The following is a 22,308-nucleotide window of genomic DNA, read 5'->3' as shown; positions in this document are numbered from 1 at the left end:
CAAAATCCAAGTCATGAGGCCTCGTTTGACCGATGTCGCCGAGGCGGCCGGGGTGTCGATGAAGACGGTGTCGAACGTCGTCAACGGGGCCCAGCACGTCCGCCCGGAGACCCGGGAGAAGGTGCTCGCCGCGATCGACAAGCTCGGCTACCGGCCGAACATCGCGGCCCGCAACCTGGCCCAGGGCCGCAGCGGCGTGATCGCGCTCGCGGTCCCGCAGCTCGACCGGCCGTACTTCGCCTCACTGGCCGCCCGGATGCTCGACGAGGCCGAGTCGTTCGGCTGGATCGTGCAGTTCCACCAGACCGGCGGGCGTCGCGAGGCCGAGCTGGCGCTGCTGAACGATCGGCATCCGGCGCGCCTCGACGGGATCGTGATGAGCCCGCTCGGCCTCACGCCCGAGGACGTCAAGGAGCGGGCCCCCGGGCTGCCGCTCGTACTGCTCGGCGAGAAGGCCGGCGCGGAGCACCACGCCGACCACGTCGGGATCGACAACCGCCGGGCGGGCCGGGTCGCGACCGAGCATCTGCTGGAGCTCGGTCGACGGCAGGTGATGGCGCTCGCGCCCGGTCCGAGCATGGACGACGAACGGATCAACGGGTACCGCGATGCGCTCGCCGCAGCCGGCCTGCCTGTCGACGAGGACATCGTGCTGCCGACCGGCGGCCTGCGTGGTCAGGACGCCGAGCGCACGCTCGGCGAGTGGCTGGACTCGGGCCACCCGGCGCCGGATGCGATCTTCACCGCCACCGACTGGCTGGCGATGGGAGCGATCCGGGCGCTGGTGCTGCGCGGTCTGCGGATCCCGCAGGACGTCGCGGTGGTCGGGTTCGACGACATCCCGTACGACCTCGCCACCCTCCCGACCCTCACCACGGTCGCCCCCGACCGCGTCGCCGTCGCCCGCCTCGCCCTGCAAGCACTCCGCGACCAGCGCCCGGACGCCGAGCCGGTCCGCCTAGAGGCCCCCTTCACCCTCGTCGTCCGCGAAAGCACGACCGGCATCGACTGAGGAACTCATCCAGGCCACTGCCAACGCCACGGCGGCGACTGTGCCGATCAGGCCGAACCAGCCGACGGCTTGGGTGGGGGAGGTCCGGTCGGCGAGGATGCCGGCGAGCAGCGGGCTGATGCCGGTGGCGGTGGTGAGGCCGGCGTTGCCCATGCCGATCGCCTGACCGCGCCGCTCCTCCGGGACCCGGGTCGTCAGCGCCGTCGTCGTCTCCATCGCCACGATCGTGCCGAACGCACCCGCGAGCACGAAGAGCACGATCGACACCACCAGTCCGGGCCGCAACAGACACAAGGCCACCGGTACGGCAGAAGCGACCGCGAACGGACCGAGCAGACCGGGCCGTCGCGACTCCGGCACGAGCTTGCTGTACAGGAACACGCCGACCACGCTCCCGAACGGGTCCGCGGCCAGGATCAGCCCGACGACAACGGAGCCACCACCGAACGCAGCGGCGTACGGCGCGGCCATCCCCTCGTACACCGCGACGAGCGCCATCAGCCAGAGCATCAGCACCAGCGTCCGCGTCCCGCGATTCGCGAACAGCAGGTCGAACGACTCCCGCCACGGAGCCCGGGCCGATCCCGGCCGGACGACGACCGGACGCGGCCGCAATCGGGTCCGGATCAGTACGGCCGACCCGAAGAACGTCAACGCGTCCAGCGCGAGGACCACGTACGGGTTGAAGATCGCGATCAGCAACCCGCCGCCCGCGAACCCGGCGAGCTGCGCGGACTGCACGGTGATGCTGCGGACCGCCATACCGGTCGGGAACAGTTCCTCTCCGAGTACGTCGGGCAGCAGGGCGATCTGCGCCGCCTTGAACACCGGTTGCAGCAGCGACACGAAGGCGACCAGGACGCACAACACCACGAACGGCATGCCCGGAATCGCCACCAGGACGACCAGGCAGCCGCGGAGCGCGTCGATCCAGCAGATCAGCTCACGGCGCGGGAAGCGATCCGCGAGCCCGGTCAGGAAGACGCCGCCGAGCAGGGACGGTACGAAGGTCAGCGCGTAGGTCAGCCCGGTCAGCGCTGCCGATCCGGTGTGGTTGAACACCAGTACGGACAGGGCGACCCGGGCCAACTGGTCGCCGGCCACCGACTGCAACTCGGCCAGCCACATCGCCCGGAACTCGACCACGCTCAAGACATCCCGGTAGCTCCTCCTCATCCCCGGACCATAGATCCACCGCCGACGCCCAAGCCGCCCTTCGAAGGTTGTCGAAGCGAGCTAACGACAGGAGGTAGTCGCAGTCCGGGACGCAATCGCGGTGCCGTCAGGCGGGCGGAGCGGCGTCGGCATCGACTACCTCCTGTCGTTCGGGGAGTTCTGGTTCGACAATGGGCGGCATGGGTGGGGGAACGGTGGCGATGTTGTTCTCGGACATCGAGGGTTCGACGGTGTTGTTGCGGCGGTTGGGGGACCGGTATCTCGAGGCGCTCGAGGAGCACCGGCGGATCCTGCGCGCGGCCTGGGCGGCGTACGGCGGGACCGAGCTGGGGACGGAGGGCGACAGCTTCTTCGTCGTGTTCGCGACCGCGGGCGAGGCGGTGCGTGCGGCGGTCGACGGGCAGCGCGGTCTCGAGGGGCAGCGCTGGCCGGGCGGCGAACGGTTGCGGGTGCGGATGGGTATCCATACCGGTACGCCCGGGGTGCACAACGGTGACTACTGGGGGATGGACGTGCACCTCGCGGCGCGGATCGGGGCGGCTGCGCACGGTGGCCAGATCGTGGTGTCGGCGGTTACGGGTGAGCTCGCACACGTCACGCTGCGCGACCTGGGAACCCATCATTTGAAGGACATTCCGGAGCCCGAGCGGCTGTTCCAGGTCACCGCGGACGAGTTGCAGGCCGACTTTCCTCCACTGCGAACCGTCGGCACGGCGACGAGCCTGCCCGCGCCGGCGACGCCACTTCTCGGCCGCGCGGACGACGTCGTCCGGGTCACGAGCCTGCTGGCGAATCCCGACGTACGACTGGTCACGCTCACCGGGCCTGGAGGAGCCGGCAAGACCCGGCTGGCGATTGGTGCCGCGGCGGAGTTGACGACGAGGTTCCCCGGCGGGGTGTACTTCGTTCCGCTCGCCTCGGTCACGTCCGGGCCGGTGCTCTGGTCGACGATCGCCGAGGTTCTCGATGTCCCGCCACGAGAGCGTGGACGCGTCGCCGGGTACCTGGCGCGGCGCACCTTGCTGCTGGTGCTCGACAACCTCGAACAGTTGCCGGACGCCGATCAGGTCGTTGCCGAGATCATCGAAAGCGCACCGCAGGTGAAGGTACTCGCGACGTCCCGCCGCGCGCTCGGGCTGCTCGGTGAGCATCAGCATCCGGTGGCTCCTCTTCCGGCGGGCAGCGTGACCTCGGCCGCCGTGCAACTGTTCGTGCAACGTGCTCGTGCGGTGCGTCCTGGGTTCGCGTTGACCGCGGAGAACACGGCCGATGTCGTCGCACTCTGCCGGCGGCTCGACGGACTGCCCTTGGCGATCGAGTTGTGTGCGTCGCGTCTGCGACTGCTCAGTGTCAAGGAGCTGCATGCGCGCGTCGATCAGGCGCTGGACATCGTGTCGACCAGCGCGGCGACGCCTGAACGGCAGCGGACGTTGCGGGCCACGATCGCCTGGTCGGACGAGCTGCTGAGCCCTGACCTTCGCCGGACCTTGCGCCGGCTGGCTGTCTTCGCCGGCGGCGCCGACCTCGCCGCTGTCGAGAAGGTTGCCACCGGCACCGATCCGTTGGAGGCCGTCGCCGAGCTGTACGACGGCAGCCTGATCACGCTCACCGAAGGGCCCGACGGGACTCGCGTGCGGCTCTTGGAGACCATCCGGCAGTACGCCGCGGACGACCTGACCGACGAGGCCCGTCGCGTCCACGCCGAGTACTACGCCGAGCTCGCCGAGGCCCTGGAGAACACCAAGCAGACCACGCCGGATTACCCGATCGAGCGCGCCGAGATCGACCTGGACAACTTCCGCGCCGCGCTCGCATGGGCGACCGCGAACGACGTACCAACGGCTCTTCGGCTGTGCTCGGCGCTCGGTTGGGTGTGGATGGTCGGCGGCTACCTGATCGAGAGCCGCAGCTGGCACGAGCGGGTCGTGACCGCGGCCGGTGCAACGTCCTCGCCGGAGCTGGCCGCCTGTTTGCGTGGGTTGAGCAACCTGCTGCTGATCCAAGGGGAGATCGATCGCGCGTACGAGGTGACCAACCGTAGTGTGGAGCTGGCGCGCTCGCTCGACGATCCTGCGGGAATCGCCTTCGGATTAACGGTTCTCGGTTCGGTGCAGCGTGCGCAGGGCGACATCGATGCTTCGCGGACGACGCTGGCCGACGCCGTCGTACGGTTGCGGGAGCTGGATGACCCGTGGCGGCTGGCGCGAGTACTCGGGCATCTCGGCGGGATCGAGGAGGAGCTGGGCAACTTCGCGCGGGCCGAGGAATTGTTGCGCGAGGCACTCACTCTCACGGAGGAGCTGGGAGACGTGCATGAGATCGCTGCCCAGGGACAGAATCTGGCCTATCTGCTGACGCTCGCGGGGCGGCTCGACGAGGCAGCTGACCTGGTCCGTGAGTTGCGGCCGACGATCCTGGCGCTCGGCAGTCCGAGTCTGACGATGGCGTTCTCACACACCGCGATGAACTTGTCGCTGCGGCGCGGCGATCCGGTCGGGGCGGCGCGGCTGTTCGGCGCGGAGGAGGCGATGGGCGAGCGGCTGCAGATCCCGAACCCGTACCTGGACGAGGAGCTCGCCGAGGCGCTCGAACTGCTCGGCGACACGCTGTCCCGCGCCGACTGGGAGCAGCACCGCCGGGCCGGCCGCGCCGAGCGGGTCGAGGTCCTGCTGGACCGGCTGAGCTGGTAGCCGGAGCCTGTTGACCACTGAGAGTGTTGAACTCCATACTGCTTTCACCGCCGTCGGCGGTGCTGCTGGGGGGCAGCGGGGGTTTGTTCTCGGGGATACAAGGGGGCACGTTGTGCATGCCTGGAAGTTGATTCGTGCTGCGCTGATCACGGGGATCCTCGGAGCGTCGCTGGCGGTACCGGCGACCGCGAACGCCGAGGACCCGCCGCCGACCAGCGCGGTGGACGTCAGCGCGACGACGCTGAATCCGGGAGACACCTTCACCGTCACGCAGACGGTCTACAACAAGATCGCCGGCCCGATCGAGGGCGGCAAGGCTGCGCTGTACGCCCAGGGCGCGAGCCTCACCGACTGGCTCGAGCTGGTCAGTTGCACCGGGGCAACGAGCTGCGGGGTCTACAACGCGGAGCATTTCCGCGCGGGTCTCGGCGATGTGGGGCCGGGCGAGAGCCGGACGGTCGTCTGGACCTTGCGGGTCAAGGACAGTCCGCGGTCCGGCCCGTTCGTACTCGGCCACCAATTCATCGGCGACAACTACGCGTTCGAGCCGATCACCGGTCCGACGATCACCATCACGGCGAGCGCCGCGGACATCGCGGTCACCATGAGCGCGGCGGTGCGTCTCGTGGGGACGGCCCGCATCACCTACACCGTCACGGTCAAGAACAACGGGCCGGCGAGCGCCGACGGCATTCGGGTGGTCACGACGTACCCGGCTGCGACTTTGTTCTCCTCGACCACCTGTACGCGGGTCGGGTCCACCCGTACGGCGAACTGCGACTTCGCCTCGTTGGGCAGCGGCGAGGCTGCGACCCGCACCCTGACGGTGCAGACGGGGTTGCTCACGACCGGTGCGCTCACGGCGACGGCGCGGCGGACGGCGAGTTCGCCGGCCGATCCGGTGGCGGCGAACGACAAGGCGAGCCGCACCTGCAACGCCCTCACGGGGCTGATCGTGCACTGCTGACGACTTCCCTGAAGTACCGAAGACGGCCGGCGGCCGCGGGTTCTCGAGTCCCCGTGGCCGCCGGCTCTTGTGTTGACACCTTGCGTTCGGGGCGGAGTGAGGTTTACGGTCCGGGTTAACGTTTAAGTGAGTGTTAGTGAGCATTTCTTCGAAACTTGGAGCAACTATGATCAGTCGGCGGCGGTTTTTGCAGGTGACCGGAGCGGCGATCGGCGCCTCGACGCTCGTCGCGTGTGGGGACGGCGGAGCCTCGAGCGGGGGTGCGAAGGCGTCCGGGGAGCTCAAGCTGCCGACGTACAAACCGTTCGAAGGGCTGCCGCCGGACCTCGCGGGAGCCGAGTCCGGCCTCGAGCCCGGGTTCCTGAAGTTCCCGGCGGACGCGGTCGCGAGCGTCAAGACGCCGCCGCTGAAGAACGCGGTGACCGCGCTCACCGAGACGTTCGCGACGCCACCGCCGCCGATGGGCAGCAACCCGATGTGGCAGGCGCTGAACTCGGCCCTCGGCGCCGAGCTCAAGCTCACCATCGGCACCGACCCGGGCTACCCGGAGAAGTTCGCGACGCTGCTCGCCAGCGACTCGCTGCCGGACCTGATGTGGCTGCCGCCGAACCAGGGCATCCCGAACATCGGACCGATGCTCGAGGCGAAGTTCCAGGACCTGACGCAGTACCTGTCCGGTGACGCCGTACTGGAGTACCCGAACCTGGCCGCGCTGAAGCCGGCTTCCTGGCGGACCGCGGTGGTGAACGGCAAGATCTGGGGCGCCCCGATCCCGTCGACGCCGTTCGGCCAGGTGATGATGGGCAACCCGAAGACCTGGCAGAAGGTCGGCGGCCTCCAGTGCACGACCGCGGACGAGTTCTTTGCCAAGTGCAAGGAGCTGACCAGCGGCACGAACTACGCGCTCGAGCCCGCGATCATCAACATGCTGCACATGTTCGGCGAGTGGTTCGGCGCCCCGAACGGCTGGCGGGTCAACCAAGACCGGTCGCTCACGTACCTGTACGAGACCGACAACTACAAGGCCGCCGTCGAGTACGCCGCGAAGCTGTGGGCGGCGAAGGTCTTCTACCCGGACCTCAACCTGGCCGACGCGACGCCGAAGACCGTGAACGGCCAGATCGCCGCGCAGGTCACGGTCGGCCCGCGGGCGACCGCCGACTTCCGGAACCTGGACCCGACGCTGTTCGTGGACACGATGATCCCGTTCGGCCACGACGGCAAGGCGAAGCCGACGTACGACATGGGCTACGGCACGGTCGGGTTCACGCCGTTCAAGAAGACCGACGAGGGCCGGATCCGCGAGCTGCTCGCGCTGATGAACTACCTGTCCGCGCCGTTCGGCACCAAGGAGTACCTGGTGAAGAACTTCGGCGTCGAGGGTCAGCAGTACGCCCTGGATGCTGCCAAGAACCCCGTACTGACGAAGGCCGGCAATCAGCAGGCACCGGGTCTGGTCAGTGCACTGCAGATCATGAACGCGCCCGAGAGCGTGATCTTCAACCCGGCGTTCCCGGACGACACCAAGAAGATCTACGCCACCGAGCAGAAGCTGCTGAAGTACGCGATGCGGAACCCGACCGCGGGGACGTACTCGGACACCAGCTCGAAGGTCGGCCCGAAGCTGACCGCGGCGTTCCGGGACACGATCGTCGACATCGTCACCGGCCGGCAGAAGATGGACGCGTACGACGCGGCGCTGAAGCGCTGGAAGTCCGGCGGCGGTGACAAGATGCGCGACGAGTTCGCGGCCGTGCTGCCCTCGAGCGTGCCGGTCACAGGCTCGTGATGCTGAAGGCGAATGCGACCAAGCGGCAGGCCAAGAACGGCTTGCCGCTGAAGGTGAAATGGGCCCGGGACTGGCAGATGGTGCTGCTGATGATCCCCGGTGTGGTGTTCCTGCTGGTGTTCTTCTACCTGCCGGTGCTCGGCAACGTGGTCGCGTTCCAGGACTTCCAGCCGTACCTCGGCATCATGCACAGCGAGTGGAACGGCCTGCAGAACTTCGTCAGTCTGTACGACAACCCGGACTTCTGGGACGCGCTGCGCAACACGTTGCTGCTGGCCGGCGTCCAGCTGCTGCTGTTCTTCCCGGTGCCGATCGGGCTCGCACTGATCGTGGATTCGCTGGTCAGCAACCGGCTGCGCAAGTGGTTCCAGACGATCGCGTACCTGCCGCACTTCCTGTCCTGGGTGCTCGTCGTGACGCTGTTCCAGCAATCGCTGGGCGGGGCCGGGTTCATCAACAACCTGCTGCGGCACGCGGGGCTGGACCCGATCCCGTTCATGACGAATCCGGACACGTTCCCGCTGCTCGTCGTCGCGCAGCTGGTCTGGAAGGACGCCGGCTGGGCGATGATCATCTTCCTCGCGGCGCTCACCACCGTGGACGTCTCGCTGTACGAGGCCGCCGCGGCGGACGGTGCCGGGCGGTGGCGGCGGATGTGGCACATCACGCTGCCGGCGCTGCGGACCGTCATCGTGCTGCTGCTGATCCTGCGGATCGGCGACATCCTCAGCGTCGGGTTCGAGCAGTTCATCCTGCAACGCGACTCGGTCGGGCCGGGCGCTGCCGAAGTACTGGATACGTTCACGTACTACGCCGGCGTGGTCGGCGGCGACTGGAGCAGCGGCGCGGCGGCCGGACTGGCGAAGGGTGTCGTCGGCGCCTTGCTGCTCTGGGGCGCGAACTCACTTGCTCATCGGCTCGGTGAGCCCGGCATCTTCCAGAAACGGGGCGTGTCATGAGGCCGGTGTGGAAAGAGAACCCGTCGCCGGGCTACCAGGCGATCAAGGCGCTGATCCTGGGTGGGTTCGCGCTGGTGATCGTCGTACCGATCCTGGTCGTGATCTCCACGTCGCTCGCCAGTGACAAGGACATCATCAACGCGGGCGGCTACGTCTTGTGGCCGTCGCATCCGACGTTCCGGGCGTACCGGACGCTGTTCAGTGGCGGGCTGATGGGCCGGGCGATCCTGGTCGGTGTGTTCGTGACGCTCGTCGGTACGGCGATCGCGCTGGCGGTCACGATCGCGCTCGCGTACGCGACGTCGCGACCGGTCCTGTTCGGGCGGCCGGTGCTGCTGATGGTGCTGTTCACGTTGCTGTTCGCGCCGGGCATCATCCCGATGTTCCTGGTGGTGAAGCAGCTCGGGCTGCTGGACAGCCTCTGGTCGCTGATCCTGCCCGGGGCGCTCGGCGCGTTCAACTTCGTCGTGCTGCGGACGTTCTTCATGAACGTACCGGGTGAGCTGCTGGAGAGCGCGCGGATCGACGGCGCCAGCGACCTGACGATCCTGCGGCAGATCATCATGCCGCTGTCGAAGGCGGTGATCGCGGTGGTCGGCCTGTTCTACGCGGTCGGGTTCTGGAACGCGTTCTTCAACGCGCTGCTGTACCTGAACGACACCTCGAAGTGGCCGGTGCAGGTGATCCTGCGGACCTACGTGCTGCAAGGCAAGTCGTTGTCGGCCGACCAGCTCGGCGTCACCCCGCTCCCGCAACCGCAGTCCCTGCAGATGGCCGTCGTGGTCGTCGCCCTGGTCCCGATCGCAATGGTGTACCCGTTCCTCCAACGCCACTTCACCAAAGGCGTCATTACAGGTGCGGTCAAAGGTTAGGTCGTGCCCGAATCTGACAGAATCAGGATATGTCCTCACCTTTGGCCGAGCGGCCGACGCTGCGGATGGTGGCGAAGGAGGCGGGTGTCTCGGTCGCGACCGTGTCGTACGTGCTGTCCGGGCGGCACCGCAGCCACACGATCAAGGAGTCGACCGCGGACCGGGTCCGGGAGGCTGCGTCGCGGCTGGGTTACCGGCGCAACGACGCGGCCCGCGCGATCCGGACCGGCAAGTCCGACCTCGTCCTGCTGTCGCTCAGCTACCTCGCGGACCCGTGGTCGCAGGCGGTCGCGGCCACGGTCAGTACGGCGGTGAGCCCGCTCGGCAAGACTGCGCTGATCGTCGCCGACGGCGACTGGCGGACGGTGCTGGCGAACCGGACACCGGACGTGATCTTCATCGACAGCATCAAGCCGGACCCCGCCCAGATCGCCGAGCTGGAGGCGTTCGCGTCCCAGGGCGTCCAGATCGTGGCGTTCAGCGAGACGCTGGAGCCGCACGACTTCGACGTGATCCGGTCCGGTGCCGAGCCGCGCTGCCACCTCGCCGTCGAGCACCTGCTCGAGCACCACGACCGGGTCGGTGCGCTGACCTCGCGGACGACGGGTTTCGCCCGGTTCGACGCGTACGTCAACACACTGCGCGCGGCCGGCAAGCCGATCCGCGACGAGGACGTCGAGATCTTCGAAGTACATCCCGAGGGTGCGTACCGGGCCGCGATGGCGTTGCTGTCCCGGCCCGACCGGCCCACCGCGCTGTACTGCACCACCGACTTCGCCGCGATCGCCGCGGTCCGGGCGGCGCACCGGCTGCGCATCGACGTACCGCGAGACCTGGCAATCGTTGGCGTCGGCAACACACCCGAAGGCGAGAACCTGGACCCGTCGCTGTCGACCGTCGGGCCGGTCGGGTTCAACGAGGCGCTGGCGCGGATCATCGTTGGCCGCCTCACCGATCGCGAAGGCGCCCCCGGTGAGGTCTTCGATTTCCCCTGGCAACTGATCGTCCGGGAGTCTTCTTGAGTCCGATTCTCAAGCACACCAGGGATCGCGTTGCGCAAGCCACCGGGTGAAGGCTGGATGCCGATCGAGATCGGCGAGTCCGACACGTCCGTCTACCGCCGAGGTAACGCGTACGCCAAGTGCTGTGACGCATCCGGTGTAGCAGACCTCATCGCCGAGCGGGACCGCATCCGGTGGCTGGCCGGCACCAGCTTCCCCACCGCAACGGTTCTCGACTGGTCGGAGTCGTCGGACGGGGCGTTTCTGATCACGTCCGCCGTTCCGGGGGTCTCGGGTCAGCAGCTCCCGCCGTCCGCGTACGAGCGTGCCATGCGCAACCTGGGCCTGGCATTGCGGGACCTCCATGCCTTACCGGGCTGTCCTTTCGAGCGACCTCTCGAGGACGTGATCGCGACGGCGGCCGACGTCGTCCGGCGCGGTGCCGTCAACCCCCAGTTCTTAACGGACGAATGGCGGAAGCTCCGCCCAGAAGAACTCCTGGCCGAGGTAGTTGCTGAGCGCCCCTACATCGAGAGCGTCCTGGAGCCGGTCGTCTGTCACGGCGACGCCTGCCTGCCGAACGTCTTCTTCGACCCGGAGACGCTCCAGGTGACCGGCTTGATCGACCTCGGCCGGCTCGGCGTCGCGGACCGCTACTCCGACCTGGCGCTGGCGGCGATCCAGCTGCACGACGAGTGGTCCGCCGACCCGTCCCCGTTCTTCCAGGCCTACGGTGTACCCGAACCGGACCCCCGCCGCCTGCACTTCTACCACCTCCTCGACCCACTGACCTGGGGCTGACATGACCGCTGTCGAGATCGTCGCGCTGATGGTGTCCGGGCGGCATGCCTTCGAAGGACGCCCGCAGGACGGCCCGCGCGAGGATCCGGAGCCGGTCGCGCGGACCTCGATCGAGGTCCGCGCCGGGCTCGGCATCGTCGGCGACCGGTACTACGGCCAGGCGATCCACCGGAACGCCGCGATCACGCTGATCGACGCCGCCTCGCTCGACGAGGTCGTCCGGACGCTCGGCCTGCCCGCACCCCTCGACCCACACCTGGCCCGCCGGAACATCACGCTCCGCGGCTTCCCGATCGACGACCTCGCCGTACGCAGAGCAGCCGACGGCACCCGCATCGAAGGCCGCCGCTTCACGCTCGATTCCGGCGCCGGCCCAATCACCTTCCAGGCCAACCGCCCCGCCAACCCCTGCGCCTGGATGGACCAGGTCCTAGCTCCCGGCGCAATGCGCGCCCTCCGAGCCCACGGCGGCATCCGCACAACACCCCTAACCTCAGGCACCCTCCACCTGGGCCCAGCCACCCTCACCGTCCTCGACTGACCGCCCGCGTGCCGAATGACGGGTAGTGGTCACCCTCCCAACCGTTCAGCCGGAGGGCACAGACCGCGCGCAGCGTCGGCGGCAGCACCACTACCCGTTCGTCGGTACGTTGGCTGCTTCGCGGATGAGGGTGGTGGGTTTGCCGGCCAGGGCGGCCGGGAGGAGGGTGCGCAGGCCGGGTAGGCGGAGGAGTTTGAGGAGGGCTCGGCGGGCCAGCAGTTCGGTGCGGGATCTGGGGAGGAACCAGCGGGCCGTCGAGCGGGCGACCTTTTGCTTCTCCTCGATGACAGGACGCCAGACCCGTTCGTACTCCGCGGTCCCGGACTCGATCGACGGGGCACCGACCAGTTTCTCGGCGAGCAGGTACGCGCCTGCGATCCCGAGCGACGCTCCCTGACCGGCGAGTAGCGAGACCGCTCCGCAGGCGTCGCCGACCAGTACGACCCGCCCCGAAGTCCACCGCGGCATCACGATCTGTGCGACGTGGTCGTAGTAGATCTGGTCCGCGTCCGGGCACAACGCCAGCGCCTGCGGCACCACCCAGCCGAGACCGTCGTACGCCGACCTGATCGCGGCCCGGGTGTCCTCCGGTACGACAGGATCGTCCGTTCGGTGGACCGCGAACGAGGCCACCCGCCCGTTCCGCAGCGAGTAGAACCCGAACTGGCTGCCCATCGTGTCGGTCAGGCAGAACCGCCCGGCCACCTCGTCGTGGATCGCCGGCGCATCGAAGCTGTACGCCGCCGTGTGGAACCCGAGGAACCTCAGGTACGACGCCTCCGGCCCGAACACCTCCCGCCGTACGGCCGAATGGATGCCGTCGGCACCTATCAGGAGATCCCCGTCCAGCGTCGAGCCGTCCGCGAGCTGCACCTGGACCCCGTCGGCGCGCGGCGTGACACCGGTCAGAGCGACGCCGTACCGCAGGTTCACGCTGCTGGGCAGGTGATCGCGCAACACTCCCTCGAGGTCCGGCCGCATCACGCTGAGCAGCTCGCCCTCGGCGAACTGCCGGATGTTGATACCCGCCTGCCGCCGGCCGTTCGCGTCGACCAGGACGCCTTCCTCGACGTGGTACGCGACCTCCTCGAGCGCGGGCAGCAGGCCCATCGCGGCCATCGCGTCGTACCCGGGACCGAAGAAGTCGATCATGTAGCCCTGCTGGCGCGGCCCGGGGCTGCGTTCGAGGAGGGTGACCTCCTGGCCGAGGGTCGCCAGCCGGTTCGCCAGCGCCAGTCCGGCGATGCCGGCTCCACAGATGATCGCGTGCATTCAACTCACCAGCCTTTGCAGAACACTTGCGACAGAAGGGGATTCCGGCGTCAGGGCCCGATGCAGGAGGAGACCGTCGATGGCGGCGGCCAGCACCGCGGCGGTCGCGGCGGGCTCGGGGACCTGGTGGATCGTGAGCCAGTCGGCCACGCGGTTCCGGAAGTCCGAGACGAGGCCGGCGATCTGTGTCCGCAGCCGTTCGTCGCGGGTCGCGGCCAGGTACGTTTCGACGAAGAGCAGCGACATCGGGTCGGTGCCGTCGTACTGCTCGACCGAGGCCAGCATCGCCTCGATCGCGGCGGCCGGTGTGGTTGCGGCGGTGAACAGTTCGTCGCTGGTCGCGAGCACCTGTCGCATGGCGGTGATCGCGGACTCGATGAGCACTTCCTGCACCGACGCGAAGTGGTAGTGCACGACGCTCGGCGTCACCCCCGCCCGCTCGGCCAGGATCCGCGTACTCACCGCGGACCAGCCGCGCTCCGGGATCAACGCGGCCGCCGCGGCCATCAGCCGGAGCCGAACCTCTTCCCCCTGCTTCGCCGTCGGCGTCATCCACACCCTCCAGGGCAATCGTCCTGTACGAACGTCCTGATCGTAGGCCGAAGAACAGCCCGGGCGCAAGCCCGGGCTGTCGAGGGTCTACTTACTTACGGCCGAACTTCCACCACTTCGGCTTGTTCATCTTGATCTCGTCCGGCTCCATCGGCGGCGGCACCGGCGGCCGCGACTCCTCGGTGAGGAAGTCTCCGGACTCGGTGTCGTACGGGGTGACGCCGAGCCGGCGGCTGATCTCCATCACGATCGGGATCGAGCGTGGGCCGTCGTTGAGGTAGAACGTGATGTCCCGGACCTCGACGCCCTTGCCGATCGTCATCTCGACGTCGTACTCCGGACTTCGCAGCGCCAGCCAGGACGGCTTGCTCGTGTCCACGTCCGGCACCACTTCCCGGACCGCGGCCACCACGTCCGTCACCATCCCGACCGAGGGTGGCTCGTAGTCGACCGGCATGTCGTCGAGGCGACGTACGCCCCCTGGTCCGCGTACCGCATACACAGCCCAACTCATGCCTTCAGCATGCCAGGCGATCAGCGCTTACGGGCGGCCAGGATCGCGAACGTCAGGTACTGGCCGTTGTCGGCCTCGAGCATGTCAAGGGCGCCGTCACGCTCGCCGCGGTACTCCGAGACCGCGTGCGACCACGCGACCCAGTCCGCCCACCCGTTCTCCTGGAGCCGTGCGGCCGTGACGTCGACGAGCTCGGTGATCTCCCACTGGAAGCGCCACCAGTCCGCGGTGTGCCAGGCCAGCGCCTCCGGCCCGACGAGCTTCTTGATGTGTTCGGGGATGTAGCCGAGGTCGCGGACCTCGCGGGTCATCGCCGGCGTCGCGACCCCGAACTGCCCGCCGGGTTTCAGGAAGCTCGTGATGTACGCCAGGTAGTTGTCGGCCGTACCGAAGTACTCGTAGGCATCGATGCACACGATCGCGTCGAAGAACCCCTGCGCGAACGGCAGCGTGTGTGCCTCCGCCTTCAGCGTCACAATCTCGGGGTTCGCGATCTGCCGCGCCGCCTCCGTTGGGTCGACCCACAGGTCGGCCGCCCACACCTGGACGCCGTACTCCTTCGCGAGGAAGACCGACGTGGCGCCGTTGCCCGATCCGAGGTCGAGCACTCGCATCCTGGGCTTCAGGTCGAGGTCGCGAGCGAGATCCTCGAGCAGCCACAGCGGGTTCGGGCCCATGTCGCGGGTCAGCACCCAGTCGGCGTCGTATGTGTTCGACCGGGGATAGTCCGTGTGCTTCAGTTCCACCACGCGCACAGGGTAGTGGCGCAGGAGCCAGGCGGTCCTGCGATTTTCGCCGCATACAAATAGTGTCGAAATGACTACATTCTGTGGCGAGGATCGCGAAACGGTGTCAAAAGCTGCAACTCGGTTCTCCGCGTGCCGGTCCAGGCCGTAATATCAGCCGGCGGCCGGCACTGGGGGTGTTCCGGCCATTCTGACGAGTTGGGTGGGACCGGTAGCAGCCGGTACTGGGGAGAAGCGGGACACACATGGCGGACAAGCCGGCACCTAAGCCTGGTCATTTCCTGCCGGGCGGCGACGGTCAGCAGACCACAGGGGACAACCGGAAGCCGGACGGCTCGGCACCACTGGCCGCGCCTACGCCGAGACTCAGCGGCGGCGACGAGCAACTGGCCCACCCGCAGTACACCGGGAGCCGTATCGATCCCAGCCGGACGACGCTGTCCGGCAGTCGGCTCGGTCCGCCGCCTGCGAACGACCCCGCGGCCGCCGCGTACCGCCAGGTGTTCCACCCGGAGCCGATCCCGTTCGAGCCGAAGAAGCGGTCGAAGGGCCTGATCGCGCTGATCGTCGTTGCGGTGTTGCTGCTGGTCGGCGGCGGCGCGACGTTCGTGGTCAAGGTGCTGCCGAAGGTCCGCAACTACGCCACGACCCCGTTGGGCACACCATCGGTGCAGCCGACCGATGGGCAGTCGGCCAAACCGGTCGGCAAAGGCACGCCGGACGCCGACGTCGTCGCCAAGAACGCGATCTACGGGGTCGGGAAGCTGCCGGTGGTGAAGTGCGAAGAGCCGTCGTTCCGGCCGACGTCCAAGGAGAACGTGCGCTCGTACTACGAGGCGCTGACGGCCTGCATGGACAAGGCCTGGGAGCCGATCGTCAAGAAGGCCGGGTTCGCGTTCCACTCGCCGCGGCTGATCATCTTCGACGACGGCGAGGAGACCGCGTGCGGCGTCCAGAAGGACCTCGCGCTGTACTGCCAGGACGACGACGGCGGCAGCGTGACGATGCCGTGGCAGAAGGCCGTCGAGGACTACCCGAAGCACAAGGCCGAGGTTCGTGCCGCGATGGCGCAGTCGTTCGGCTTCGTGTACGGGGTCCACGTGCAGAACCTGACCGGAGTGGTCGACGCGACCGACAACCTCGCCGACACCGCCGCGAACAAGGCCGCCGAGCTGGAGCAGAACCGGCGGGCCACGCTGCAGGCGTACTGCTTCGGCGCGGTCTTCTTCGGGGCGGCCAAGGCCAGCTTCCCGCTGCGCGGTGAGCTGCTGAACCAGTGGAACAGCCTGATCCAGCGTAGCGGCGACGAGCACAGCAAGGACAAGGTCCGCGACCACGGCTCGAGCAAGAGCCTCGCGGCCTGGATGAATCAGGGCTTCACCACCACGAACCCCGGCTCCTGCAACACTTTCGCCGCAACGTCTGCCAAGGTCGCCTGAGCGAGATGGGAACGATCGATGCCTGACACCGAGGAGGACACGCCGCAGCCGGGACACTTCCTGCCCGGCGGGACCGGCGAGTCCGTGCCCGGCAGCCGGCCGCTGACGCTGAGAAGCGGGCAGCCCGCAGGCCTTGGGAAGGCGCGGTCGGTCGACTTCGACGACTCGTCCGTCCGCCGGAAGGCGCGCCCGATCCCGACCGAGCCAGGCACCGAGAGCGACTACAGCGGCCCACCGGTCGCGCCGCTCGCCGGCGGTCCGGCCGCCCCGCTGACCGGCACCCGCCGCGCCGGCGGCCCGCGCCGTACCGGCTGGCAGTCGAACCCGCCCCGGACCGGCGCCGGCGCCCAGTTCAAAGCAGAGCTGCCGCCGGTGAAGCCGCCCCGCCAGACGTCGCGTCCGGTCGTCGCCGGCCTGGCCATCGTGCTCGTGGTGGTGCTCACCGCGGCCGCGATCGGCGGCTTCAAGCTGGTCGACCGGTACGGCGTGGAGCGTCCGCTCTCCCAGCCCGTGGTCAAGCAGCCCGAAGGCCCGCTGCCGGCCCCGCCGAATCCGACGGTCACCGAGACGGCGACGGTCGTTCCGGACGTCGATCGGCTGCAGAAGAACACGATCTACGCGGCCGGTCAGGTGGCCTCGGTCAGCTGCAAGGAACCGGCCATCAAGCCGAACTCGCAGTCCGCGATCCTGCGCTACTACAAGGCGTTGCTGCCCTGCCTGGACAAGGCGTGGGCGCCGGTCCTCAAACGGGCCGGCTACCCGTTCCGTTCGCCGAAGGTGGTGCTGCAGACCAACCAGACCGAGGCGGACACCGGCTGTACCGGCGAGGAGGACGTCGCCTACTACTGCGGGGCCGACGAGAGCATCAACATCAGCTGGAAGAACGACCTCAAGTTCTACAAGGACGATCCGCTCTCGGCGCGCGTGTGGATGATGGACACGATGGCGCACGAGTACGGTCACCATGTCCAGGAGCTGACCGAGATGCTCACCGCGGCCTGGTCGCGGGAGGGCTGGGCGAAGAACAAGGCGGAGGAGCTCGACTGGACCCGCCGCAAGGAACTGCAGGCCACCTGCTTCGGCGCGGCCTTCCTCGGGGCGAACAAGAAGTCGCTCGGTCTGTCCGGCAACAAGCTCAAGATCTGGCAGTGGGAAGCGCAGCACTCCGGCGACGAGTACAACCCGAAGAAGATCCGTGACCACGGCTCGCGGAAGAGCAACTGGGCCTGGTCCGCCCCGGCGTTCGCCTCGGCGAACCCCAAGTCCTGCAACACGTTCATCGCGCCCGCGGCCAAGGTGAGCTGAACCATGCGCAAGGCGGCTGTGGTCGCCGCGTTACTGGTGATGCTCTCCGGCTGTGGGCGGACGGCCGTACCAGTCGCCGCTCCGCCGTCGGGCTGGGTGATGCCCGTACCGGTGACGCCGACCGCGACCACGGCTGCCCCCAGGACACCGACGCCCAAGCCGCCGGCGGTGCCGACCACGTCGGACACTCCTCCGGATCTCGACTCCTTGGACGACGTCTACCTGCTCAAGAACGACGTCTATGCCGCCGGGCAGGTCCCCGCGGTGCCCTGTTCGCTGCCGAATGTCACGTTGCGGACGAAGAAGGACGTGCAGGGCTACTCGAACGCGATCGTCGACTGTCTGCAGCGGGCCTGGAAGCCGCTCGTCGAGCGTGCCAACGTCGTCTTCACACCGACCCGCCTGTACGCCGTCGACGAGGACGCGAAGACCGGCTGCGGAACCTTTGGTGATGCCAACGACGGGTTCTACTGTCCGTCGAACACCGACATCTACCTCGACTGGCACGAGTACGTCGTGGGCGGCGGCAGCGACCGGACGTGGGCACAGGTGTACCTGCAGTTCGTTGTGGCCCACGAGTTCGGGCATCACGTGCAGCAGCTGGTCGGCATCATGCAGTACTACGACGGCCACTGGGCGGCGACCACGGGTGCGGGTGCGGCCCGGCTCGAGCAGAGTCGCCGCCTCGAACTGCAGGCATCCTGCTTCGCGTCCGCGTTCCTCGGCGCGAACCAGACAGCGCTCGCCCTGCGCGGCGAACGGCTCCAGGACTACCACGACGCCGCGTACGGCGGCGACGACGACGACAAGGCGGCGCCACGCGACCACGGATCCCGCAAGAGCAGCACCTATTGGTCGAAGGCCGCCTTCAAGGCCAAGTCACCCTCGGCCTGCAACACGTGGGCCGCACCTACAAAGCGAGTCACCTGATGCGCCGCGTCGCCACCGCCCTCCTGGCTGCCCTCCTGCTGTCCGGCTGCACTCAGACAACAGCCCAGCCCGAGCCCAGTCCCACAACCAGCGTCCCGGCCTCCAGCCCCGCCGCAGTGCACACGCCGGTGGCGCGAGTCGCGCTGGCCCCGGAGCCGATCAAGGAAGAGTTCCTGCTGCACAACCCGCTCTACCGAGCCGGCCAGGTCACACCAGTCACCTGCTCCCTGCCCACCGCGAAGCTGACGAACAAGCAGACGATGGTTCGCTACGCGAATGCCTTCGTCGCCTGCCTGAACAGGGGTTGGGCGCCGGTGATCACGCGCGCCGGGTTCGACTTCGCCCCACCGTCCGCCGTGTACTCCGCGCCGACGGGAACGAAGACCGACTGCGCAGTGATGGGCGAGGACTACACCGGCCTGTACTGCGATTCGAATCGTGGCATCTACATCAACTGGCCGAAGTACATCGGCGGGTGGTCGCAGGAAACCGCGCGGGCGGGCGTGCAGTACCTGGTCGCGCATGAGTACGGGCACCATGTGCAGCTGCTGACCGGCATCGCCGACCAGTACGGCGACCGCTGGTCGGCGGTCGGGACCCCGGCCCTGCAGACGGTGGAGCAGAACCGGATGGAGATGCAGGCGCACTGCTTCGCGGCGGCGTTCCTGGGCGCCAACCAGGACACGCTCCGGATCCGCGGTGATCGTCTGGCGCATTACGGGCACCCCGGTTACGACCGGAACGAGTCCGGGTGGGCGAACTTCGATCGGTGGTTGCGGCTCGGGTTCAAGGCGAAGGGGCCTGCTGCTTGCGAGACCTGGGACGCGCCCGCGGGCAAGGTTACCGGAGCTTGAGTTTGAAGCCTTCGTGGGTGTTTTCGAAGCCCAGGTTGGTGTAGAAGCGGTGAGCGTCGGTGCGGGTCTTGTCGGAGGTGAGCTGGACGAGGGCGCAGCCGCGGTTGCGGGATTCGTCGACGGCCCACTGGACGAGCGTGGTGCCGAGGCCGGAGCCGCGGGCCGAGGTGGCGACCCGGACGGCCTCGATCAGGCCGCGGGTGGAGCCGCGCCGGGACAGGCCCGGGATGATCGTCAGCTGCAGCGTGCCGATCACCTCGTCGTTGCGCTCGGCAACCATCAGCAGTTGGTTCGGGTCGGCGTCGATCTGCTCGAACGCGGTCAGGTACGGCGTCAGGTCGTCGACCGACTCGCGGGTCGCGCCAAGTTGGTCGTCGGCGATCATCGCGACGATCGTGGCGACGTCGGAGGCGGTGGCCCGGCGGATCACGAGATCGTTCATGGGTCCAGGATCCCAAACGCCTGAAGCGGTTCAGTCGCCGGGGTAATCACCGAAGTACCGAAACAGTGATTGCCTTATGCAATCACCTTTCGTTGCCCGCCTCGCCGGTGATTGTTGTTTGCCTCCGGCATCGGAGGGTACGAGTGATACTGGACACCACTGCATCCGCCCGTGCCGGGGTCGGGGCAGTCATGTGCCGACAGCGGATGCGGGCCAGTCCCGGAAGGAACGTTCGATGTCAGCGTTAGCGATCGATTTCACCCAGCCGTTCGAGGACGCCTTCGGCAAGCTGCTGGGCTTCATCCCGAACCTGCTGGGCGGCCTGGTCATCCTGGTCATCGGCTACTTCGTCGCCAAGGTGCTCGGGAAACTCGTCGGCAAGCTCCTCGGCCGGGTCGGGTTCGACAACTGGATGGAACGGGCCGGCGTCTCCGGCATCCTGCAACGGTCGGGCACGGGGCTGACCGCTTCGGCGATGCTCGGCAAGGTCGTGTTCTGGTTCGTGTTCCTGATCAGTTTCACGATGTTCGCCTCCGCGCTCGGCGTGCCGGAGATCTCGAACTTCATGAGCGACATGCTCGCGTACATCCCGCGGATCTTCGCCGCGATCGTGATCGTCTGCCTGGCGGCCCTGTTCGCGAACTTCCTGGCCGCGATCATCCGGAGTGCCACCGGCAACGAGACCCTCGCCAAGGTTGCCCGGTACGCCGTGCTGGTGTACGCCGCGTTCGCCGCGCTGACCCAGCTCGGTGTTGCGGTCCAGCTGACCGGTAACACGCTGCTGATCGTCCTCGCGGGCGCGGCGCTTGCTCTCGGTCTGGCTTTCGGCCTCGGGGGCCGCGAGATGGCCGGCCGGGCGCTCGGCAACCTGTTCGACAAGAACAACATCAAGAAGCCGGCCGCCGACCCGAACGCGATGGGCTCCAACGGCACCGCGGAGTACCCGGCCCAGGGCGGCTACCAGGGCAACTACGAGGGCGGCTACCAGCAGCCGGCCCAGCCTGCTCAGCCCACGCAGCCGGAGCAGCACCCGGCCGCGCACAGCAGCGGCACCTGGTCCAACGGCCATGCCCAGAACGGCAACTGGCAGCAGGGCCAGTAGAAGCAACCCTCCTCAAGCGGGCGGCAACCCCACCGGGTTGCCGCCCGTCAGGCGTTGCCTGGACCGGCGTTGCGAACTTCTTCGACCTTCGTCATGGCGGTGCGGAGGTCGGAGAGCCAGGTTTCGCTGTGCTGGGCGACGAGTTTGACGCACCAGCCAAGGGCATCGCTGCGGGACCGGGCGACGCCGGCGTCGACGAGGGTGTCGAGGACCTGCCGCTCGGGCTGCCGGAGCCGGGTCATCACCGGCGCGGACAGCGAGGTGAACACGGTCCGGGTGTCGCCGCAGCGCACGCCCCAGGCGACCTTGCGCCGGGCCGCATGCTCCAGCTCGCGGGCGATCTCGATGCGGCGCTCGCGAGTGTCCTCGCGGAACTGCTTGATCCGGCCGCTCTCGGCCGCGGAGCGCTCGGCGGCGCTCACATCCTTGTTCTGCTCGGGCGCGGGGATCCGGCCGACGATCAGGATCTCGTCCCGATCGATCGACAGCTCGGTGTCGCCCTCGAACCAGTCGCCCGGCAACCGCCCGGTCAGCCAGCCCCGCACCTTCTCCTGCCCGGTCTCTGTACTCATGTAATCATGATTACACCCAAGTAGATCGAGCTCAAGGGATCAGTGGTACTGCACCGTGTACGCGGCGTGGGCGTCGCCCTGTGAGAGGCCGACGTTCGACACTCCGATCACGAGCGTGTGCCGGGTGACGTCGTTCCGGTACGTCACGTACGTCGTACCGGCCGCGCCCTCCGTGGCGATCCGCGTCCAGTGCGGGCCACCCGTGGCGGCAATGCTGTGCAGCTGCTTCGTCGCCGCCGAGGTCGCGTAGTACGAGGTCCACTTCGTGTCGCCGCGTCCCCAGGCCCGGACCAGGTTGTCCGACCACTGGACCGCGTTCCATGCCTGCGGTTCGCCGCTGAACCTGGCGGTGGAGGCGGCGTGCCAGCCGCCGGACGACCGCAGACCGACGTTCTGTACGCCGATCGTGAGGTTCCCGCCGCGGGCATCGTCGTGGTACGTCACGTAGATCGTCCCCGCGGCGCCCTCGGTGGAGACGCGCCGCCAGTGGATCCCGCCGACCGCCGCCTGCTCGAAGAGCGTGTGCGCCGTCGCGACAGAGGAATAGCAACTGGTGGCCTGGGTGTCACCGCGGCCCCAGGCGCGGACGAGCCGGTCGGCGTACGTCTGCGCCGGAACGTCCGACGCGGACGCGAGATTGCCGCAAGTGGCGGTGCTTGTTGTGGTGCTTGTCGTGCCTGCGTTGGCCGGCGCGGCTCCGGTCAGTACGAGCGGTCCGGTGACCGCCAGTGCCGCCGTAGCGCCGAGACCCATGATCCTTCGAATCATCATC

22 protein-coding genes are annotated in these 22,308 nt (G+C 68.3%); 14 read left to right on the top strand and 8 right to left on the bottom strand.

The features are described 5' to 3' along the window. Positions 1–13: 13 nt before the first annotated feature. A complete protein-coding gene (locus ACGFI6_RS28470) occupies positions 14–1,012 on the top strand; it encodes a LacI family DNA-binding transcriptional regulator (RefSeq protein ID WP_393123823.1) in 999 nt (332 codons plus the stop codon). Here ACGFI6_RS28470 and ACGFI6_RS28465 read toward each other — a convergent pair. Next, positions 959–2,188 (bottom strand): MFS transporter, encoded by a 1,230-nt coding sequence (locus tag ACGFI6_RS28465; protein ID WP_393123821.1) that lies wholly within the window; start codon positions 2,186–2,188, stop codon positions 959–961. The genes ACGFI6_RS28470 and ACGFI6_RS28465 overlap by 54 nt on opposite strands. 179 nt (positions 2,189–2,367) lie before the next feature. Between ACGFI6_RS28465 and ACGFI6_RS28460 the strand changes: the two genes are divergently transcribed. The 8 genes from ACGFI6_RS28460 to ACGFI6_RS28425 all read left to right on the top strand — a co-directional run bounded on the left by ACGFI6_RS28460 (position 2,368) and on the right by ACGFI6_RS28425 (position 11,808). After that, positions 2,368–4,878 carry an ATP-binding protein gene (locus ACGFI6_RS28460; RefSeq protein WP_393123819.1) on the top strand — a complete coding sequence of 837 codons (2,511 nt, stop codon included), beginning with the start codon at positions 2,368–2,370 and terminating at the stop codon, positions 4,876–4,878. Positions 4,879–4,990: 112 nt separating this feature from the next. Then, positions 4,991–5,845 (top strand): hypothetical protein, encoded by an 855-nt coding sequence (locus tag ACGFI6_RS28455; RefSeq protein WP_393123817.1) that lies wholly within the window; start codon positions 4,991–4,993, stop codon positions 5,843–5,845. Positions 5,846–6,011: 166 nt separating this feature from the next. Then, positions 6,012–7,634, top strand: a complete 1,623-nt coding sequence (locus ACGFI6_RS28450) for a sugar ABC transporter substrate-binding protein (protein ID WP_393123815.1) — start codon at positions 6,012–6,014, stop codon at positions 7,632–7,634. Beyond that, positions 7,634–8,593 carry an ABC transporter permease gene (locus tag ACGFI6_RS28445; protein ID WP_393123813.1) on the top strand — a complete coding sequence of 320 codons (960 nt, stop codon included), beginning with the start codon at positions 7,634–7,636 and terminating at the stop codon, positions 8,591–8,593. Before ACGFI6_RS28450 ends, ACGFI6_RS28445 begins: the two co-directional genes overlap by 1 nt. Continuing rightward, a complete protein-coding gene (locus ACGFI6_RS28440) occupies positions 8,590–9,465 on the top strand; it encodes a carbohydrate ABC transporter permease (RefSeq protein WP_393123811.1) in 876 nt (291 codons plus the stop codon). The genes ACGFI6_RS28445 and ACGFI6_RS28440 overlap by 4 nt, the downstream gene beginning before the upstream one ends. A gap of 29 nt (positions 9,466–9,494) precedes the next feature. Beyond that, positions 9,495–10,487, top strand: a complete 993-nt coding sequence (locus tag ACGFI6_RS28435) for a LacI family DNA-binding transcriptional regulator (RefSeq protein WP_393123809.1) — start codon at positions 9,495–9,497, stop codon at positions 10,485–10,487. Positions 10,488–10,544: 57 nt separating this feature from the next. Further along, positions 10,545–11,267 carry a phosphotransferase gene (locus ACGFI6_RS28430; protein WP_393123807.1) on the top strand — a complete coding sequence of 241 codons (723 nt, stop codon included), beginning with the start codon at positions 10,545–10,547 and terminating at the stop codon, positions 11,265–11,267. 1 nt (position 11,268) lies between these two features. Next, entirely contained in the window at positions 11,269–11,808 is a 540-nt protein-coding gene (locus tag ACGFI6_RS28425; protein ID WP_393123805.1) for an MOSC domain-containing protein, read from the top strand. Between the two features lie 90 nt (positions 11,809–11,898). Here ACGFI6_RS28425 and ACGFI6_RS28420 read toward each other — a convergent pair whose 3' ends face one another. The 4 genes from ACGFI6_RS28420 to ACGFI6_RS28405 all read right to left on the bottom strand — a co-directional run bounded on the left by ACGFI6_RS28420 (position 11,899) and on the right by ACGFI6_RS28405 (position 14,895). Then, positions 11,899–13,080, bottom strand: coding sequence for an FAD-dependent monooxygenase (locus ACGFI6_RS28420; RefSeq protein WP_393123803.1), 1,182 nt, complete (start codon positions 13,078–13,080; stop codon positions 11,899–11,901). Further along, positions 13,081–13,632: a TetR/AcrR family transcriptional regulator gene (locus ACGFI6_RS28415; RefSeq protein WP_393123801.1), complete on the bottom strand. Its 552-nt coding sequence runs from the start codon at positions 13,630–13,632 to the stop codon at positions 13,081–13,083. A 91-nt stretch (positions 13,633–13,723) separates the two neighbouring features. Next, positions 13,724–14,146, bottom strand: coding sequence for a hypothetical protein (locus ACGFI6_RS28410; protein WP_393123799.1), 423 nt, complete (start codon positions 14,144–14,146; stop codon positions 13,724–13,726). Between the two features lie 20 nt (positions 14,147–14,166). After that, entirely contained in the window at positions 14,167–14,895 is a 729-nt protein-coding gene (locus ACGFI6_RS28405) for an SAM-dependent methyltransferase (protein ID WP_393123797.1), read from the bottom strand. A gap of 242 nt (positions 14,896–15,137) precedes the next feature. On the opposite strand from ACGFI6_RS28405, the gene ACGFI6_RS28400 reads away from it, so the two are divergent. From ACGFI6_RS28400 to ACGFI6_RS28385, 4 genes are read left to right on the top strand one after another with little or no spacing between them, the layout of a single operon-like run. Next, on the top strand, positions 15,138–16,331 hold the full coding sequence (locus ACGFI6_RS28400; protein WP_393123795.1) for a neutral zinc metallopeptidase: 1,194 nt from the start codon (positions 15,138–15,140) through the stop codon (positions 16,329–16,331). Between the two features lie 18 nt (positions 16,332–16,349). Further along, positions 16,350–17,636, top strand: coding sequence for a neutral zinc metallopeptidase (locus ACGFI6_RS28395; RefSeq protein ID WP_393123793.1), 1,287 nt, complete (start codon positions 16,350–16,352; stop codon positions 17,634–17,636). A gap of 3 nt (positions 17,637–17,639) precedes the next feature. Continuing rightward, complete coding sequence (locus ACGFI6_RS28390) at positions 17,640–18,566, top strand: neutral zinc metallopeptidase (protein WP_393123791.1); 927 nt, start codon at positions 17,640–17,642, stop codon at positions 18,564–18,566. Continuing rightward, positions 18,566–19,420, top strand: coding sequence for a neutral zinc metallopeptidase (locus tag ACGFI6_RS28385; RefSeq protein ID WP_393123789.1), 855 nt, complete (start codon positions 18,566–18,568; stop codon positions 19,418–19,420). The genes ACGFI6_RS28390 and ACGFI6_RS28385 overlap by 1 nt, the downstream gene beginning before the upstream one ends. On the opposite strand, the gene ACGFI6_RS28380 is transcribed toward ACGFI6_RS28385, so the two are convergent. Further along, entirely contained in the window at positions 19,407–19,862 is a 456-nt protein-coding gene (locus ACGFI6_RS28380; protein WP_393123787.1) for a GNAT family N-acetyltransferase, read from the bottom strand. The genes ACGFI6_RS28385 and ACGFI6_RS28380 overlap by 14 nt on opposite strands. 235 nt (positions 19,863–20,097) lie before the next feature. Here ACGFI6_RS28380 and ACGFI6_RS28375 point away from each other — a divergent pair, with 235 nt between their 5' ends. Further along, a complete protein-coding gene (locus tag ACGFI6_RS28375) occupies positions 20,098–20,964 on the top strand; it encodes a hypothetical protein (RefSeq protein WP_393123785.1) in 867 nt (288 codons plus the stop codon). A 47-nt stretch (positions 20,965–21,011) separates the two neighbouring features. On the opposite strand, the gene ACGFI6_RS28370 is transcribed toward ACGFI6_RS28375, so the two are convergent. Continuing rightward, positions 21,012–21,536 (bottom strand): hypothetical protein, encoded by a 525-nt coding sequence (locus ACGFI6_RS28370; protein ID WP_393123783.1) that lies wholly within the window; start codon positions 21,534–21,536, stop codon positions 21,012–21,014. A 39-nt stretch (positions 21,537–21,575) separates the two neighbouring features. Beyond that, entirely contained in the window at positions 21,576–22,307 is a 732-nt protein-coding gene (locus tag ACGFI6_RS28365) for a hypothetical protein (protein WP_393123781.1), read from the bottom strand. Position 22,308: the final 1 nt, after the last annotated feature.

This window comes from Kribbella sp. NPDC048928 (assembly GCF_043197975.1).
In the GTDB taxonomy this organism is placed as follows: domain Bacteria; phylum Actinomycetota; class Actinomycetes; order Propionibacteriales; family Kribbellaceae; genus Kribbella.
This window is presented reverse-complemented; position numbering and strand designations above follow the sequence as displayed.

What these genes read in the sequence shown, in the direction of transcription:
- ACGFI6_RS28460 (WP_393123819.1), top strand. Translation starts at nt 2,368, where the DNA reads ATGGGTGGGGGAACGGTGGCGATGTTGTTCTCGGACATCGAGGGTTCG.
- ACGFI6_RS28385 (WP_393123789.1), top strand. Translation starts at nt 18,566, where the DNA reads ATGCGCCGCGTCGCCACCGCCCTCCTGGCTGCCCTCCTGCTGTCCGGC.
- ACGFI6_RS28470 (WP_393123823.1), top strand. Translation starts at nt 14, where the DNA reads ATGAGGCCTCGTTTGACCGATGTCGCCGAGGCGGCCGGGGTGTCGATG.
- ACGFI6_RS28435 (WP_393123809.1), top strand. Translation starts at nt 9,495, where the DNA reads ATGTCCTCACCTTTGGCCGAGCGGCCGACGCTGCGGATGGTGGCGAAG.
- ACGFI6_RS28395 (WP_393123793.1), top strand. Translation starts at nt 16,350, where the DNA reads ATGCCTGACACCGAGGAGGACACGCCGCAGCCGGGACACTTCCTGCCC.
- ACGFI6_RS28430 (WP_393123807.1), top strand. Translation starts at nt 10,545, where the DNA reads ATGCCGATCGAGATCGGCGAGTCCGACACGTCCGTCTACCGCCGAGGT.
- ACGFI6_RS28445 (WP_393123813.1), top strand. Translation starts at nt 7,634, where the DNA reads ATGCTGAAGGCGAATGCGACCAAGCGGCAGGCCAAGAACGGCTTGCCG.
- ACGFI6_RS28400 (WP_393123795.1), top strand. Translation starts at nt 15,138, where the DNA reads ATGGCGGACAAGCCGGCACCTAAGCCTGGTCATTTCCTGCCGGGCGGC.
- ACGFI6_RS28370 (WP_393123783.1), bottom strand. Translation starts at nt 21,536, where the DNA reads ATGAGTACAGAGACCGGGCAGGAGAAGGTGCGGGGCTGGCTGACCGGG.
- ACGFI6_RS28440 (WP_393123811.1), top strand. Translation starts at nt 8,590, where the DNA reads ATGAGGCCGGTGTGGAAAGAGAACCCGTCGCCGGGCTACCAGGCGATC.
- ACGFI6_RS28425 (WP_393123805.1), top strand. Translation starts at nt 11,269, where the DNA reads ATGACCGCTGTCGAGATCGTCGCGCTGATGGTGTCCGGGCGGCATGCC.
- ACGFI6_RS28410 (WP_393123799.1), bottom strand. Translation starts at nt 14,146, where the DNA reads ATGAGTTGGGCTGTGTATGCGGTACGCGGACCAGGGGGCGTACGTCGC.
- ACGFI6_RS28365 (WP_393123781.1), bottom strand. Translation starts at nt 22,307, where the DNA reads ATGATGATTCGAAGGATCATGGGTCTCGGCGCTACGGCGGCACTGGCG.
- ACGFI6_RS28375 (WP_393123785.1), top strand. Translation starts at nt 20,098, where the DNA reads ATGTCAGCGTTAGCGATCGATTTCACCCAGCCGTTCGAGGACGCCTTC.
- ACGFI6_RS28390 (WP_393123791.1), top strand. Translation starts at nt 17,640, where the DNA reads ATGCGCAAGGCGGCTGTGGTCGCCGCGTTACTGGTGATGCTCTCCGGC.
- ACGFI6_RS28380 (WP_393123787.1), bottom strand. Translation starts at nt 19,862, where the DNA reads ATGAACGATCTCGTGATCCGCCGGGCCACCGCCTCCGACGTCGCCACG.
- ACGFI6_RS28465 (WP_393123821.1), bottom strand. Translation starts at nt 2,188, where the DNA reads ATGAGGAGGAGCTACCGGGATGTCTTGAGCGTGGTCGAGTTCCGGGCG.
- ACGFI6_RS28450 (WP_393123815.1), top strand. Translation starts at nt 6,012, where the DNA reads ATGATCAGTCGGCGGCGGTTTTTGCAGGTGACCGGAGCGGCGATCGGC.
- ACGFI6_RS28420 (WP_393123803.1), bottom strand. Translation starts at nt 13,080, where the DNA reads ATGCACGCGATCATCTGTGGAGCCGGCATCGCCGGACTGGCGCTGGCG.
- ACGFI6_RS28415 (WP_393123801.1), bottom strand. Translation starts at nt 13,632, where the DNA reads ATGACGCCGACGGCGAAGCAGGGGGAAGAGGTTCGGCTCCGGCTGATG.